General features: G+C 69.7%; 12 protein-coding genes and 2 pseudogenes. 6 read left to right on the forward strand and 8 right to left on the reverse strand.

All coding sequences use genetic code 11. The features are described 5' to 3' along the window. Nucleotides 1-346: 346 nt before the first annotated feature. On the reverse strand, nt 347-1,069 hold the full coding sequence (locus ACZ4W9_RS37960; protein WP_467943790.1) for an MIP family channel protein: 723 nt from the start codon (nt 1,067-1,069) through the stop codon (nt 347-349). Between the two features lie 559 nt (nt 1,070-1,628). On the opposite strand from ACZ4W9_RS37960, the pseudogene ACZ4W9_RS37965 reads away from it, so the two are divergent. Together ACZ4W9_RS37965 and ACZ4W9_RS37970 are read left to right on the forward strand one after the other, a co-directional pair. After that, nucleotides 1,629-1,870, forward strand: a pseudogene (locus ACZ4W9_RS37965) (ABC transporter substrate-binding protein); the annotation flags it as partial. Nucleotides 1,871-2,051: 181 nt separating this feature from the next. Further along, entirely contained in the window at nt 2,052-2,399 is a 348-nt protein-coding gene (locus tag ACZ4W9_RS37970; RefSeq protein ID WP_467943791.1) for a hypothetical protein, read from the forward strand. Between the two features lie 50 nt (nt 2,400-2,449). On the opposite strand, the gene ACZ4W9_RS37975 is transcribed toward ACZ4W9_RS37970, so the two are convergent. The 4 genes from ACZ4W9_RS37975 to ACZ4W9_RS37990 all read right to left on the reverse strand — a co-directional run bounded on the left by ACZ4W9_RS37975 (nt 2,450) and on the right by ACZ4W9_RS37990 (nt 5,209). Then, nucleotides 2,450-2,950 carry a DUF4232 domain-containing protein gene (locus ACZ4W9_RS37975; protein ID WP_467943792.1) on the reverse strand — a complete coding sequence of 167 codons (501 nt, stop codon included), beginning with the start codon at nt 2,948-2,950 and terminating at the stop codon, nt 2,450-2,452. A gap of 235 nt (nt 2,951-3,185) precedes the next feature. Beyond that, on the reverse strand, nt 3,186-3,632 hold the full coding sequence (locus ACZ4W9_RS37980; protein ID WP_467943793.1) for an alpha/beta hydrolase: 447 nt from the start codon (nt 3,630-3,632) through the stop codon (nt 3,186-3,188). Nucleotides 3,633-4,088: 456 nt separating this feature from the next. Then, nucleotides 4,089-4,622 carry an EF-hand domain-containing protein gene (locus ACZ4W9_RS37985; RefSeq protein WP_467943794.1) on the reverse strand — a complete coding sequence of 178 codons (534 nt, stop codon included), beginning with the start codon at nt 4,620-4,622 and terminating at the stop codon, nt 4,089-4,091. 35 nt (nt 4,623-4,657) lie between these two features. Beyond that, nucleotides 4,658-5,209 carry a hypothetical protein gene (locus ACZ4W9_RS37990; protein WP_467943795.1) on the reverse strand — a complete coding sequence of 184 codons (552 nt, stop codon included), beginning with the start codon at nt 5,207-5,209 and terminating at the stop codon, nt 4,658-4,660. Nucleotides 5,210-5,214: 5 nt separating this feature from the next. Here ACZ4W9_RS37990 and ACZ4W9_RS37995 point away from each other — a divergent pair. Then, nucleotides 5,215-5,856, forward strand: a pseudogene (locus ACZ4W9_RS37995) (SDR family oxidoreductase); the annotation flags it as partial. 127 nt (nt 5,857-5,983) lie between these two features. Here ACZ4W9_RS37995 and ACZ4W9_RS38000 read toward each other — a convergent pair. After that, a complete protein-coding gene (locus ACZ4W9_RS38000; RefSeq protein WP_467943796.1) occupies nt 5,984-6,397 on the reverse strand; it encodes a hypothetical protein in 414 nt (137 codons plus the stop codon). A gap of 170 nt (nt 6,398-6,567) precedes the next feature. Here ACZ4W9_RS38000 and ACZ4W9_RS38005 point away from each other — a divergent pair, with 170 nt between their 5' ends. Next, nucleotides 6,568-9,057, forward strand: coding sequence for a DUF6185 family protein (locus ACZ4W9_RS38005; RefSeq protein WP_467943797.1), 2,490 nt, complete (start codon nt 6,568-6,570; stop codon nt 9,055-9,057). Between the two features lie 345 nt (nt 9,058-9,402). Here the strand turns inward: ACZ4W9_RS38005 and ACZ4W9_RS38010 are convergent, their stop codons facing one another. Both ACZ4W9_RS38010 and ACZ4W9_RS38015 read right to left on the reverse strand, forming a co-directional pair. After that, complete coding sequence (locus ACZ4W9_RS38010) at nt 9,403-9,852, reverse strand: 2-thiouracil desulfurase family protein (protein ID WP_467943798.1); 450 nt, start codon at nt 9,850-9,852, stop codon at nt 9,403-9,405. A gap of 59 nt (nt 9,853-9,911) precedes the next feature. After that, entirely contained in the window at nt 9,912-11,180 is a 1,269-nt protein-coding gene (locus ACZ4W9_RS38015; protein WP_467943799.1) for a pentapeptide repeat-containing protein, read from the reverse strand. A 413-nt stretch (nt 11,181-11,593) separates the two neighbouring features. Here ACZ4W9_RS38015 and ACZ4W9_RS38020 point away from each other — a divergent pair, with 413 nt between their 5' ends. Further along, nucleotides 11,594-12,568: a helix-turn-helix domain-containing protein gene (locus ACZ4W9_RS38020; protein ID WP_467943800.1), complete on the forward strand. Its 975-nt coding sequence runs from the start codon at nt 11,594-11,596 to the stop codon at nt 12,566-12,568. Nucleotides 12,569-12,894: 326 nt separating this feature from the next. Next, nucleotides 12,895-13,137, forward strand: coding sequence for an SH3 domain-containing protein (locus tag ACZ4W9_RS38025; protein WP_467943801.1), 243 nt, complete (start codon nt 12,895-12,897; stop codon nt 13,135-13,137). The last annotated feature ends 712 nt before the right edge of the window (nt 13,138-13,849 follow it).

Genomic DNA, 13,849 nt, shown 5'->3' on the forward strand with positions numbered 1-13,849 from the left:
GAGCGAGCAACTCCCACTCCTGATCAGTGAGTTCATGGCGACCTATCACCCCACCATGATCCACCACCCGATGATCTTTGAAGACGGACCCTAGTGTCCTGAGTCGTTAATTGTCGGCAGTATGCGGCGAGGGATTCGAGGATTTCGTCGGCGGTCTTCGTCGATACGAAGGGCTTCGGATCCGCGTTCCACTCCTCCGCCAGCCGAGGCCAGCAGCATCATCGCGCGACGGTAGCGCACCGAGGAGCGGGCTCCAAGCGTGCGAACGTCGAGTCCCCCGGCGGCCGCCTCGCCATCCCCGACGAGTTCGCCGTAATCGTCGCGGAACTGCTCGGCTGACGAGCCCTCAGGCCGCCGGCACCTTGTCGGCGATCGTGCGCTCCTCGCCCGCCGGGTGCGTCACGTGGTGGACGAGCGCCGCGAGCAGACCGCCGACCAGCGGCGCAACGATGAACAACCACAGCTGCGACAGCGCGGAACCACCGGCGAACAGGGCCGGGCCGAGGCTGCGCGCCGGATTGACCGACGTGCCGGTCAGCGGGATGCCGAGGAGGTGGATGACGGCGAGGGCGATGCCGATCGGGAGGCCGTCGAAGCCGACGACCGCGACCCGGTGCGTCACCCCGAGCACCACGAACACGAGGAGGAAGGTGAGGACGACCTCGGCGAGGAACGCGCCGCCGGTGTTGATGTGCACCGCGGACCGGTCCCCGTAGCCGTTGCTGCCGAAGGCGCCGTCGGCGTGGAAGCCGGGCACTTGCTTGGCGAGCAGAAAAAGCAGGGCCGCCCCGGCGATGCCGCCGACGAACTGCGCGATCCAGTAGCCGATCGCGGTGGGCACGTCGATGCGGCGGGCGCACAGCATGCCCAGGGTCACCGCCGGATTGACGTGACATCCGGAGATCGGCCCGAGCGCGTAGGCCAGGGCGAGCAGCACGAAGCCGAAGGCCAGCGCGATCCCCACGGTGCCGAGGAACTCGACCCCCAGAACCGCGCAGCCCACGGCGAAGAAGACCAGGAGCAAAGTTCCGAGGAACTCCGACGCCAACGCCCGCGTGCGCTTCGCCATCGCCACCACCCTCACCTACGTCATTTTCAGTCGTGTCGTAAGGAAGCCTCAGCCGGTCGGCGCACGCACGCCCCTCGGAGGGCCGTGATATGGGACCGAAGGAGTGACAGACGGACGTCGCTGGTCCCGCCTCAGCCACCTCGCGACGGCAACGCGTGCGGCTTCGGCAGGCCGCTCCAGCTGCCCCATCCAGAGGTACAGGCGACTTCGCGGAGGGGTCGCCGGCGCGCCCGGGGCGTCGTGGAAGCGGGGTGGAAGCCCGCGTACAGCGGCCTGCTCGAGACGCCGATCGTCCCGCTCCCGCAGCGCACGCCGGTCGCCGCGCGTTGCACGGCGCCGGGCCGAACAGGGACCGACCGGGCGGGTGCGAAGCGGAAGGCGGGCATACCGGCCGGACATCCCGGGAGTAGGCGTCGTCGTCCCGGCCCCGCTCGCACGGGCCGCCGGCCGCGCGGTCTGCCGTCCCGCGCACGTGGTGCCGTACCCGTCCGGCCCTGCTCGCGCCGCGCCCGCGCGCTGTCACGAGGCCGCGGTCCGCTCGGGCTTGGCCCAGGCGTCCTTCACTTCTGGCCGCTACGCCGCCCCGGAGCAGATCGTCTCCGAGGCCGGCGGCGTCAACGTCATGCACGGCGTGGCGGACTCATAGACCACGGTCGACTGGGAGACCCTGGTCCAGCGGAGCCCGGACGTCATCGTCAGGTCGCCTCCCTCACCACGCCGACCTGGTCGAAAGCCCCCCGCAACCCGTCGGCCATCGCCCGGCTGGGCGGCTACCTGCGGGCGATAGCGGCCGAGCGGTGAGCAGTCGTTCGCCGAGTACCCGAGGTGGGTCGTACAAGTGGCGCTGCTCTGGGGGCGGGCTCATCGTGGGGGGCGAGGGACTCCGGGCTCCTGGTCCGTAGGCTCTGCCTACCGGTCCAGGGGCCGATGACAGCCGTCGTCCTGACCAATGCCGAGATCATGGGATCTGCGTATGAACCGAATGGGAACAGTGAGGGCAGGGGCGCTGCTGAGCCTGGCCCTGTTGGGGCTTTCCGCCCCGGAGGCGGTCTCCGCCGGAACCGTCGGCGCGGGGGCACCGAGTGTGCTCTGTGGCACGGACGGTGCCACGGGTCTGGCGGTGTCGGCCGGAAGCGCGCAGGACTGCGCGGTCGCCCTGCGGGTGGCGGGCGCCTACACCAAGACCGGGACGCGGGGAAGCGGAGCGGTCACCACGATCGACGCGGACGGTACCGTGTGGCGCTGCCAGGAACGGCAGGGCGATCCGAACCCGTACCAGGAATGTGTGGACACGACCGACGAGACCCGGCACATCACGCTGACCTCATGACACCACCGGTTCTCCCCCTGGGGCCCGGGGCGGCCGGGGGCTGGTGCGGGTCAGGTGACCGGGCTGACGTAGTTGCCCGGGCGGCTGGCGGCCTCCTGCCGGGTGACGCTGCCCCACGGCCACGCGAGGGTCTTCACGGTGCCGCCGGGGAGGGTGACCACGGCCTGGTCGGGACGGATGGTCTCGTTCCCGTTCTTCCCGGTGTCGCCGAGGAAGGTGATGGTGAACGTCGCGGTCTTGCCGGGGGCGAGATCCACGCTCTCGCCTCCCCGCTGTTGGAGCAGCGTTTCCGGCACGCCGTTCGTGGTGAGCTTGACCGACGGCGCGCCGAGCAGGGAGCAGGCACGCTCCCCGGAGTTCTTCACCTGGGCGCGGGCCGTCTCCTGCCGGTCGCTGCCGCCGCCCTGCTTGGCCGTACCACCTGCCCAGGACAGGGTGACGTGATCACAGGCAGGTGAGCCGGGGGCGGCCGTGGCCGGGACGGCGACGGAGAGGGAAGAGACCAGGGCGCCGGCTGCGACCCGGCGTGCGAGGTTCCGGACGCGTCGCATAAGGGCCTCCTCTGAGTGTGGCGGCAGTGGCTGGCAAGTATCCGGTACCGCGTACGGCACGACGGACCCCTCTTGAACCGCGAACCACTGAACGCTGAACCACTGAATACCGAAACTACTGACCGCGGCCGCCGGACGTGCGAGGACACCACCCATCGCGGTGCGGGGACCATCCCGCACGGCGATACCCATGGGCCACCGCCGGTGAGCTCGCCGATCTGCCGTCGCGGGACAGTCACCCGGAGCGGACGGGGCTACGGGGGACGCGGAAGCACAGAGGCGTGACGGACGACGTTCCATGGGCGAGGCAGCCGGGCACATGGAACTTTCCGACGGGGAACTCCCTGCCCCAGACCCCTGTCGGAACCGCCCCGCCCGGGCGCGGGCCCGAGGCGGCGCAGGTCGGGTCGCGCGGGGGCAGCCGTCTCGTGCGCGGGTAGGCGTTGACCAGGTTGTCGACACACGCGTTGCCGTACTCGCCGTACAAGCCGTGCTGGCGGGCGCCCTTAACGGTGAGGAGCCGGGAGCCGGGCCACTGCCCGCGCATGGCCTCGGCTCCGGAGTAGGGGGTGCGGGGGCCGCCGGTGGCGGCGACCAGCAGGGCCGGGACGTCGTTGTCGAGTGCGGTCGGCGCTTCGGCGGGCCGGTCCCAGAACTCGCAAGGGGTTATGTTGTCGGCCACCGGCCCGGTCAGGGGGAACCGCTCGCGGGAGTCCTCGACCGCGGCAGGCGTGGAAGGAGGCGGTCTACGTGCTCCGCGCTCGCAGGGGCCGCGTCGTTGCCGGGGCTGGGTGGGAGCCCTCGCGGACCATCGACTCGGCCTGCGCACGGTGACCGTCGGCGCAGGGTGGACGGGCCCTTCGTCCAGCCACCGTGCTCTTCCCTCACGGCGGTTCCTGCGGCGGACGGCACCGTCCAGGACTTTCCCGCCGCGGACCTCGCCGTGCTCCTGGTCGCTTCGGCCCTCTCCGGCACCGCGTTCGACCCCGGCCCGGCCGGCTCTGCGGCGGCGGGCGCTTCGACGCGACGGAGGACCGGCCCTACGTCACGCCGGCGCGGGCAGACGCGCCGGTTGCCGTCGCGGGGGCTCGTAGCTCGATGCCGGTGCCAAGCGCCGGAGGCGAGGTGCCGCCATTCGTCAGTACAGGGCGTCGCCCATGGGGGACGTGTCGCCTGTGACGTAGGCACGGATCGCGGCCAGGTACTCCTGGCGGCTGACGCGCCCGTCACCGTCTCCGTCCAGGGCGTCGAAGGCCGCGTCGGCGCTGTCGGCGTGATTGCCGAGCGCCTGGCGCAGCAGGGTGAACTGCCGACGATCCAGGGCGCCGTCCTGATCGGCGTCGGCGAGGTCGAAGAGCGCGCCCAGGGCGTACTGGCAGACGGTGTCGAACTTCTCGGCGTCCACCCAGGAGATGTACTCCTCGTAGGTCATCACACCGTCGCCGTTGGCGTCCATCGCGGCCCAGGCCCGTTCGCCCTCGGCGTGCGCGACGAGAACCAGGGGGTCGTCGTCGCCGCGTCGGGTGGCCTGCCGGGCGCGTTCGATCCGGACGAAGTAGTCGTCCCTGGAGGCGATTCCGTCTCCGTCCGTGTCCAGCATCGCGTAGATCCGGGCTTTGGGCGTCGTGTGGCTGTCCTGGGCCTGTTGCGGTTCGGCCTGGTGGAGCGGCATGTCGGGTCTTCCTTCCCGCGCGGGGTGCGTACCGGTCAGTGGGTGAGGCGGACCACGAGGGTCGAGTCGAGGGCGGTCTCGCCGGCCGGGGTACCGCAGCCGGCACCGGTGCTGGTGCCCACCGCGTTGATGGTGTCGCCCGCGTAGCGTGCGCTGTCGGTGGTGACACCGCCGGAGACGACCAGTGAGGCGGTGCCGTTCACCTTGACCACATCGATTCTGTCGAAGCGGAAGGTGGAAGCGGTGGCGTCGGTCCAGTGCACGGTCGTGGTGGCCGTGTCCCCGTGTTCGTCGCCGGTGCACTGTGCGGCCGGCATGGTGACCGTCCGCTCGAACGTACCGGTGGCCGTGGGCGCTCCGGTGGCGTCGACACACGTCACGGTGCCGGTCATGGCGAGTGTGTTGGGCAGAGCGATGTCGGTACCTCCCAGACCGACCGCGTTGGCGAAGACTCCGTGACCGCGCATCACGCAGGTGGCGTCGGTCGTGGGCTCCGCGGCGCCGGCCCGGGCCGCCCCGGCGAACAGCAGCGCCATGGCGAGCAGTGGCACGACGGTCGGCCGGCCACCACGAACAGCAGTTTTCATCTGTCATGCTCCCATCGTCTTCGCGAACCGGATGCGTGATCGCAGCCGGTGCCGAGGCCCAGCGCGCCGGCGGCCACCGCAGCCATGATCGACCGCTGGACGTTCCGCGTCCGGACGACCCGCCAGGCCGGCCGTGGAATCGCCGTGGCGGCTTCTACGGCCCACCGGAGCACCAGGTTCGCGCCTCGGCCGCCGATTTCCGTGCAGCGGCGCAGCGTGCCCTCGCCCGAACGGAGGACCGATCGGCGGCCGCCGGGTGCCGTCGCCTGAGGCAACCTGGTGGCGGCCGACGAGTGGTTCTCCGGCCCCTCACGCTCCAGCCGGACAGGTGGTGGGAGACCCTGACAGCAAGAAAGATCGCAACAGCCCGTGGAATTCCAAGGCGCCGATGGGGATCAGGCACAGCCGTGCGGGCTCATGCCTCCTACGGTGCGGCCCAGGCGGCTTTGGCCGCGTGGAACGCCTCGTTGTCCGCCGAGCTCGCTCCCAGCGGCGTCACCTGCAACGTCATCTCCGCGGGATACGTCGCCGGCACCAACTTCTTCCGCAACCAGATGTCTGACGAACGTCACCGTGCTCTGGTGGAGGAGACGCACGACAAGCGCCCGGGCACGGTCGACGACATTGCCCAGACGGCCTTCTTTCTCGCCTCCCCGGGCGGCAGGCAGCGCGGTCTGTCGGGCCTGCCCCTGGGCATCACCCCGAAGAACAAGTTCTGTGGCACGGGGGCGCACGTCCTTCTCGGCGGCGCCCCTTTGTCATGCCGTACTGATCTCAGCCGCCCTCGTGATCGTCCGTGCGCCCCGGGCAGAGGTCGAGCGGGGTACAGAGCAGGATTTCCTCGTACTGGCCTCCCTCAGGACCGGCTCCGGGCTCGCGCTCGGCATGCGGGACGAAACGCCACTGCGACGCTTTGGCATGCCGGGTCCTGTCCGCCTTCTCCACGTGGACGTGGAGCGTGCGGGCCCTGGCGTCGTTGGTCTCCACGAGGACCTCGTCCGCGGCGAGCGGGAAGTGGTCGTGGAGCAGACACAGGCCGAAGCGGTCCAGGTTGCCGTGCTTGGCGAGCACCGCCACGATGTCCCTGACGAATTCCGAGTCCTCGGGGCCCAGCCCCTCGGCTTCCTCGAAGCGGGGCAGTGGGGTTCGCAGTGGGGTTCGGGGAGCGGAAACGTTCATGTCGGTCATGACCCCTCCGTCAGACAGTTGACGGCACATCGGATTCCAGTATCAACCAGGGACTATTTTCCCGCAATTCCACGGGCGGCAGCCGATGGGGTGGCCTGCCGAAACCGCTTCGCGTGTCCCTGGGCATCCTACGCACGACGTCGCTAAATTCCTCCGGAAGGAGGTGGCGGATGACGAAGGGGATCCGGTGGTGGCAGCTACTGCCATTGATTGTTGCGACCCTGATGTGGTGGGAGTGCTCTCCCTCGGAAGCCCTGGAGAAAGATAACAGCAGCTGCTGGGAAAGTCAGCTCAAGAGCAGCCGCGTGAACGCCGTAATTCGATTCGACCAACATGACAGGGACGCCATCAAAATCCACTCGGACATGACTGTCGAGATCCCCATGACCGAATGGATCCTGGCCGACCGGCTGCTTCTCGACAAGCATTCCGAAGGCTATCGGCATGCCATGCAGTGCCTGCTGCGCGGGAAGGACACGTCGCTCCGGCAGTCGGAATGGCGGTTCGACGACCCGGAAGTGAAAGGGCAGGGGCAAGACATTCGAGTGAGGTATGAATCATATGCATGGATCAGAGATTACAACCCCATCAAGCTCGGCCCATGGGTGATCAAGTGGAAAAAGGGCAGCACATGGACGGCTCGCCTCAGCCCGACGACCCTGCAGAAATCCTACTGGAAAGCGGAGGCGGACCTCGGGGGCCTGAGATTCGACGACACATCGAAATCCGCTTCGCCTGAAAATGGTAACTGGATGTGGGAAGGCGGGCCGCCCAACCGGATCGCATTCGACCTCGGTCTTCCGTGGCAGCGCTCGTGGATCCTGACCTTCGGCCGGTCGTTCTGGAGCAAGATCGGCGTCGGGGCCTGGTGGGTGTGCGCCTCGGTCGTGGTCGCGCTGGCCGCGCTGCGCGGGCGGCCGAGGCGCCCTTCCTCCCGGAGCGACGGCCGCAGGGACAGCGCTGTCCAGGCCGTACTGCAATGGGCCGTGCTCAGCGGGTCGGTCGCCGTGATGCTGCTTGTGATCGGCTCCCAGAATGTCAGTCCACCGTGGAAAACATTCCTGTGCATTTCCGCCGGCCTGGCCCTGACCCTCGTCGCCCGCCCTTGGGTCGGTGGCACACCTCTCCAGGCCCGCGCCGTACGAGGCGCGGTCATCTCCGTGGCGGCGGCCGGGCTACTGGCGGTCATCGCACCGCACCTGTTCTACCTGCCGCCGCACCTGGTCTCGAAGACCGAACCGAGCGTCTTGGGCAAGGTCGGTTACGTGCTCATGGGTCTGGCGGCCGTGTGGTTGTGGCTGGCGGCCATGACCGCCTGGGCATGGCGCTTCGCCCGCGAGGGACTCATGGTCCCCGCCTCCTGGAGAGACAGATGGAACAGGGCTCCGGTTCTCTGTGTCACCGTGGCATCCCTGGCCCTCGGAGCGGTTGCCGGCGGCCTGCTCGGATGTCTCAGCTGGGCGAATGAGAACCAGTGGGAGAGGAGTTCCTGGCCTGCAGGTCAGGTTTCCGGGCAGAGTCACGGAGCATATGTCAGCTGGTACCTGGCCAACTTTTCATTGTCCCACCTGACGTTGATCTTCGCTGACAGCTGGGTCCTGACGGGGATCGCGCTCTTGGCCCTCTTGAGCTACCGCATCAGGACGCGTCGGCAGTCCGATGAGAATCGGGAGAGGTCGGCGTTGGGGCCGGAAGGACCGGACGTACTGCTCACCGCGGCGGTCTTCGCTTTCACAGCGGGTCTGCAGGGCGCCACGGTCGCCGGGAATGCCGCTCAATACTCGGTCTGGCTCCTGTTGAACATCGCCTCGCTGTTCGGAGTCCTCTCGGTGGGACGACGGTGGTCGGTACTGAGCCGGCTGGGCGAGACCTTCTGCCTGTCCAGGATGAGAAGCGAGGAGTGGCGCCGTGAACTGATGGACCGGGCCCATGAGCACCGCTTCCTCGAACACGAATCGCGGGCTCTCGACAAAGGGGGTGCCGCGAGCATGACGTTGGACCAGGTGGAGGCTCGGCAGCGCGACTTGCGGCAATGGCTGTTGGCCGGATGCGACAGCGACAGGCCGCCGCCCGCTCGCATGTCCGTCATGGACATCGTCCTGGCCTGGGGGCCGGAGGCCCACTGGTGGGACAACGCGGTCCGCGCCGCGCGCGTGGCCTTCTGGTTCGGGATCCCGGGCACCGCAGGGCTGCTGCTGCTGGACCTGCGACAACGTTTCGCGCAGATGCAGCTCAGATACGAGCCCACCGCGCTCCCGGAGATCGTCGTGAAGTTCATCGCGTTCCAGGCCGCGTGGGCCGCCGCGGGTTTCGCCCTGGGCGCGCTGTGGCGCCTGCTTCCCGGCCGCCCGAGTCCGGTCCGGGCGTTGAGCCTCGTCCTCGCCTATGCCGTGCCCGCCTGCCTGGCTGTCCTGCTCAATCTCCTCACCGGCGGAGCCTTCACGCACCTCCTCCTCTACTCGCTGTTCATGGCCGTCGTCCTGACGGCCACCAGCATCGTCACGGACGCGGCGACGTTCAGCGAGGACCAGCAGTACACGCACAGTCGTTTTGCGCTCATCGTGTCCATCTACCGGCTCCAGGGCTTCGCCGTGTACGTCGCCTGGTTCCTGGCCCAGCTGGCCGCGGCCGCGACGCTCTGGGAGTACCTGATCGATTAGCCGGCCGACGCGGGAGCGCCGCCCGGCCGCGGCTGTCCCCCGCCCCCGTCGGCTACGCGGACGCCGTGACGTCCTTGATCGCGACGCACCCGAGCCCGTAGGCACTCGTCCCCCGCCCGTCGCCTTCAGGTGGACCCCGGCCCCGGTCGTACCGGCGAGCATCCACCCGAACTCGGCCTCCCGACAGTGGAACCAGACGGCGGCTCCGTCAAGAGCCGGGACCACTCCGGCCCGTCCAGTGGCTCCACGATCCGCGCCTGATTCCGGTCGATCGTCCGGCGGACGGGCGGGACGCTTCCTCGCGTTCCCCTGCCGGAGAGCGGCTCCCCGGCAGGGACGACAGCTTCACGCTCCGGGAGCAGGCCGAACCGTGATGCCGTTCCGTTCGAGCAGTGCCGCGGTGACCCCGTCGCCCGCCGTCAGCCGGCCGGTGAACGAGCCGTCGTGGACCATGCCTCGGCCGCATGAGGGGCTTCGCGGCATCAGCAGGGCCTCCTGGCAGTCACCGCGCCGGGCCGCCGCGAGCGCGAGGCGGGCTCCCTCGACGAACTCCGCCGTCACGTCGCGGCCCATGTCGTCGACCACGCGTGCCATGCCGTCGAGCACGGCGTGTCCGTCACCACCGACCAGCTCGGCGGGGCGCCTCGGAGTCGCGAGCCCGCCCGCCGTCTCCGGGCAGAAGGGGACCGGTTCGCGGCCCGCGACCGCGGCCTCGATTTCCGGGGACGCCTTGTGCCGTCCGTCGAATCGGCACGGCACTCCGCGCAGACACGCGCTCACCAGGACTGTTTCCATGCCAGAAGGCTATCCAGGGGCCGTGCGCCCCCGGACCAGACCTTTGGGGCGAACTCCGGCTACTCACCCCCGGGCGGCCAGCCTGAGGAAAGGGTCACTGTCGCGGAATCAGTGCCGACGGCAGCGAGCAGCCCAAGAGGAGCGGGACCCGTCGCGCCGGCGAAGGACACCTGGCCACCGGAGAACGTCGAACCGCGGAACGACACCCCGCCGCCGGAGAACACCGCGCCGAAGTCCACGCTTCCGTCACAGAACGTCACGTTGCGGAAGGACACCTCTCCGCCGAAGAACCTGGCGCTGCCGAAGGACACCCTGGCACCGGAGAACGTCACGCCCCGGAAGGACACCTCCCCGCCGGAGAACCGCGCGCCGGCGAAAGACACCGTGCCACCAGAGAACCGCGCGTCGCCGAACGACACCTTGCGGCCGGAGAACCGCGCGCCGGTGAAGAACACCCTGCCGCCGGAGAACGTCGCGCCGCGGAAGGACACCTCCGCGCCGGAGAACGTCGCCCCGGCGAAGGACACCGTGCCGCCGGAGAACGTCGCCCCGGCGAAGGACACCGTGCCGCCGGAGAACGTCGCGCCGCTGAAGTCCATGCTGCCGTCGACGGTTACATCCGTGAGGTCCAAGTCGCAGCCCTGCCAGGAGCCGTAGGTACCCTGCGGGCGCCGGTAGTGGTCTCCGATGAGACGCAGGATCGTGTGCCGGACCTTGCGGGAGGCCAGGTAGCGGTGGTGTTCCTCCTGGTGGGCGGTGTCTTCTCCGGGGTCGGGGGTGAAGGGGAGCTGGAGATAGGCGCACAGGACGTCGATACAGGTTTGGCGCAGGGCCTGGTCGGGGGCATCGTCGGCGAGGCCGGCCAAGGCGTGTACGCCACCGAGTCGCACGGCTGGGGAGTTCGAGCCCAGTTGTTCGACTGCCTGGGAGAAGCGTTCGGTGTGGAGCCTGGTGGCCTCCCGGTGGGCGCCGGCTTCGTCCACGCGCTGGCGACGATAGGCGACGACCAGCGCAACGAGCGCGCCGGCCCCGGCGACCACTCCGAAGGAGAGTTTCACCAGGTCGAAGAGTGTCTTGGCATCGAGCTTCCTGGTGTGGTCGATCTCCTGGAAATCCAGTGAGCGCACCAAGCCGTAGAACACGCCGCCCGCCACCAGAACCGCGGCGACGAAGGTGACGGCCAAGGCCCGGCCGACCCTCCACAATCGCAGCTCCCGATCATCCCGGGCCGGTCGCGGCCGTCGGTCGGCTGTCATGATGTCTGCTCCTCCTCCGCCTCCCGCATCATGACCGCCCTCTGCCCTGAGGAAACCGGCCCGGACCGTCACACGTGGACCCGGTGCGGCAGCGCGCCCGCCCCGGTCTGCTTGGGACACCGGCTGATCCATATCCCAGCCGCAACCTCCGATACGCCGCCGGTCTGAACGGCACCCTCCGCGTAACGCCGCGTGAGCAGCCCGAGGCCGCGCTCGTAGCGGTCGGCCATGCCGTAGAGCCGACGCGGAGCCGGGCAGTGGGTCACAGTCCGCCTTGGCCCGCCGATGCCGGACAGGCCATCAAGGGCCCCGTCACCATCGGCGGAACCACATCACCGTACGAGGCCGCTCCCAAAGTGGGTGATTCGGCGTAATCACCTTGGACCCGGCTTCGTTTGCAAGGGTGTGGCGGGTCTGGAACCGGCGTGCTCGCTCCGAGCGGTGCCGCCACACCGCGGCAAGGCACCGATGCGGATGGAGTCTCCATGATCACCAAGTTGCTCCGCAGCGAGGACTACGACCCGGCGGACAGGTTCGACGCCTGGTGCGAGTTGGCCCGATCAATGCCCATCCAGCATCGGATCAGTTCGGAGTACGCGGCTGACTTCCGATTCACCCTGCGCACCGTGAGGTTGGGGCCAGCGGCTGTGGCACACACCCGCGTACTCGGGTTGCATGCCGTCCGAACGTCCCGTCTGATCCGGCAGGGAGACAATGGCAGCTACGAATTGGTGATGTGTACCCGCGGGGGGATCAGCACCGAGCAGATGGGTGTCGAGTACCGGTCCGGGGTCGGCCAGTGGGCGCTCTACGACTCCTCCCGCCCGTACTCCATGAGGTCGCTCGCCGACCTCGGCTCCGTTCACTCCGCGGTCGCGTTGGTCCTCCCGAAATCCTCGGTGGGCTTCCCGGAAGCCAAGGTGGCCCCCCTTCTGTCCCGCCCGCTGCCGGGGAGCACCGGCATGGGGGCGCTGATCGGTGACACGCTTGCCCGGGTATTCCGCGAATCGGACACGATGCAGCCCCCTCACGCCCATCGCTTCGGCGGCCTCCTCCAGAGCTTGGCGGCTGCGCTGTTCGCCCAGGAACTAAGCGCCTCGGAGCACCGGCTACCCGAGGAAGGACATCGTCAGGCTCTGCGGATGCGTATCCGGAGCTTCGCTCTCTCCCACCTGGCTGACCCTGCCCTCACTCCTGGCGTGATCGCCGCGGCCCACCACATCTCCGTCGGTCACCTGCACCGGATCTTCCGACCGGAGGGCCGCACCATCGCCGCCTGGATTCGTGAACAGCGTCTGGAGCGCGCCCGCCGGGACCTCGCCGATCCCAGCCAGCGGTCCACGCCTGTGCACGTCATCGCCGCCCGCTGGGGCTTCCGGCACCCCGCGGACTTTTCCCGTGCCTTCCGCCGGGTTCACGGGATGCCACCTCGCGACTTTCGCGAGGAGACGCTCGGTTAAAAGGTGGGCACTCTGTGCCAACGACGCGGCCCCGGCCGGGAGGGAATGCTGGACTCAACGCGGATGACGAGCGGGATCATCGGCCGGTGAAAGCTGCTGAACGGTCAGGAGAACAGGACATCCTGGCCGGCCGGCAGCAGTTCCGACTCGCTCCCGCCCACGCACAACCGCCGGCAGAACACCGGAAGAGTGTGACCGGGCCCAGGACGGAGCCCGTGTCCCGAGGCGAAAGGCCGATCATGCTTCTACGACACCGTACTTCCCTGGCATCTGCTGCTGCGCTCGGCGGGCTCCTGCTCGCCTGGGCTCCGGCAACAGCACAGGCAGTGCCCAGCGGCACCGTCTCGCCGGGCGTCGTCGCCCCGGCTGCGGTCAAGGACGTTGTCTGCACGGTCAATGACAACGGCGTCAACTACCGCGGCGGACCGGGTACCAACTACCCGGTCCTGGGGAAGGTGAACAGGGGCCAGAAGATGAACGCGAGGGGCCAGGAAGGCTCCTGGGTCATGGGGGACCTCTGGGGCGGCCGGACTGGGGTATGGATCCACGTCGCCTATCTGGACTGCTGAGCGACGACAGACGGGGTGCCGTGAGTGGAACCCGCCCGGAGCCGTACGCTCAGCCGCTCTGACCGGCCCGAGGACGGCGAACGCGGCGGGAATCCGTCTGCCAGCCCGTTCACCTTTGTCGGCCCCTGCGAGCGCCCTCGCTCGCGGGGGCCGCCGTCGTACTCCGGCCCTCCGGCTGGCCCGTCGTGGGGCGCCGAGCAGCCGAAGACGGGCACTGCTCGCGCCCGGCTGCCTGTCCCGGCGTTGGACGCAGAAAGAACCCGATGAGGGCATGTTCGGATCGCGGGCACGGCAACCGGAGCGGCCGATGGCCGGGAAGGTCACAGACGGAGGGCGGCAGGCGGCGGGCCGAGCCCGGCGCGGTGACACGGCGGCGGAGGCCCGCGCGGCGGGCGGCTCGCACGGCGCCGGCAGCACAGCGGTACGAGGCCGGGCGGCACGACGGGGCCGGAGCGGCGCGGGCCGGGCGGGCCGCGGACCGGCAGCGATTCCTCCCCCGGCAACCTTGGAGGGAGCGTCGAGTGGTATCGCGCCCTCGGACACCACGCGGGCGCGGGCAGCCAGCGGCACGGCGCGGGCGAGCGGGCCGGGCGCGGTGGCAGGCTGCGGGGGGGGGGGGGGGGGGGGGGGGGGGGGGGGGGGGGGGGGGGGGCGGGGGGGGGGGGGGGGGGGGGGGGGGGGGTGGCGGGGGGGGGGGGGGGGAGGGAGGCAC

The sequence above is a fragment of the Streptomyces sp. NPDC029296 genome, assembly GCF_055569255.1.

Bases quoted from the DNA above. Each gene is read 5' to 3' on its own strand.
- ACZ4W9_RS38000 (WP_467943796.1), bottom strand. From the start codon at position 6,397: ATGACCGACATGAACGTTTCCGCTCCCCGAACCCCACTGCGAACCCCA.
- ACZ4W9_RS38010 (WP_467943798.1), bottom strand. From the start codon at position 9,852: ATGGAAACAGTCCTGGTGAGCGCGTGTCTGCGCGGAGTGCCGTGCCGA.
- ACZ4W9_RS37990 (WP_467943795.1), bottom strand. From the start codon at position 5,209: ATGAAAACTGCTGTTCGTGGTGGCCGGCCGACCGTCGTGCCACTGCTC.
- ACZ4W9_RS37975 (WP_467943792.1), bottom strand. From the start codon at position 2,950: ATGCGACGCGTCCGGAACCTCGCACGCCGGGTCGCAGCCGGCGCCCTG.
- ACZ4W9_RS38020 (WP_467943800.1), top strand. From the start codon at position 11,594: ATGATCACCAAGTTGCTCCGCAGCGAGGACTACGACCCGGCGGACAGG.
- ACZ4W9_RS37960 (WP_467943790.1), bottom strand. From the start codon at position 1,069: ATGGCGAAGCGCACGCGGGCGTTGGCGTCGGAGTTCCTCGGAACTTTG.
- ACZ4W9_RS38005 (WP_467943797.1), top strand. From the start codon at position 6,568: ATGACGAAGGGGATCCGGTGGTGGCAGCTACTGCCATTGATTGTTGCG.
- ACZ4W9_RS37970 (WP_467943791.1), top strand. From the start codon at position 2,052: ATGGGAACAGTGAGGGCAGGGGCGCTGCTGAGCCTGGCCCTGTTGGGG.
- ACZ4W9_RS37985 (WP_467943794.1), bottom strand. From the start codon at position 4,622: ATGCCGCTCCACCAGGCCGAACCGCAACAGGCCCAGGACAGCCACACG.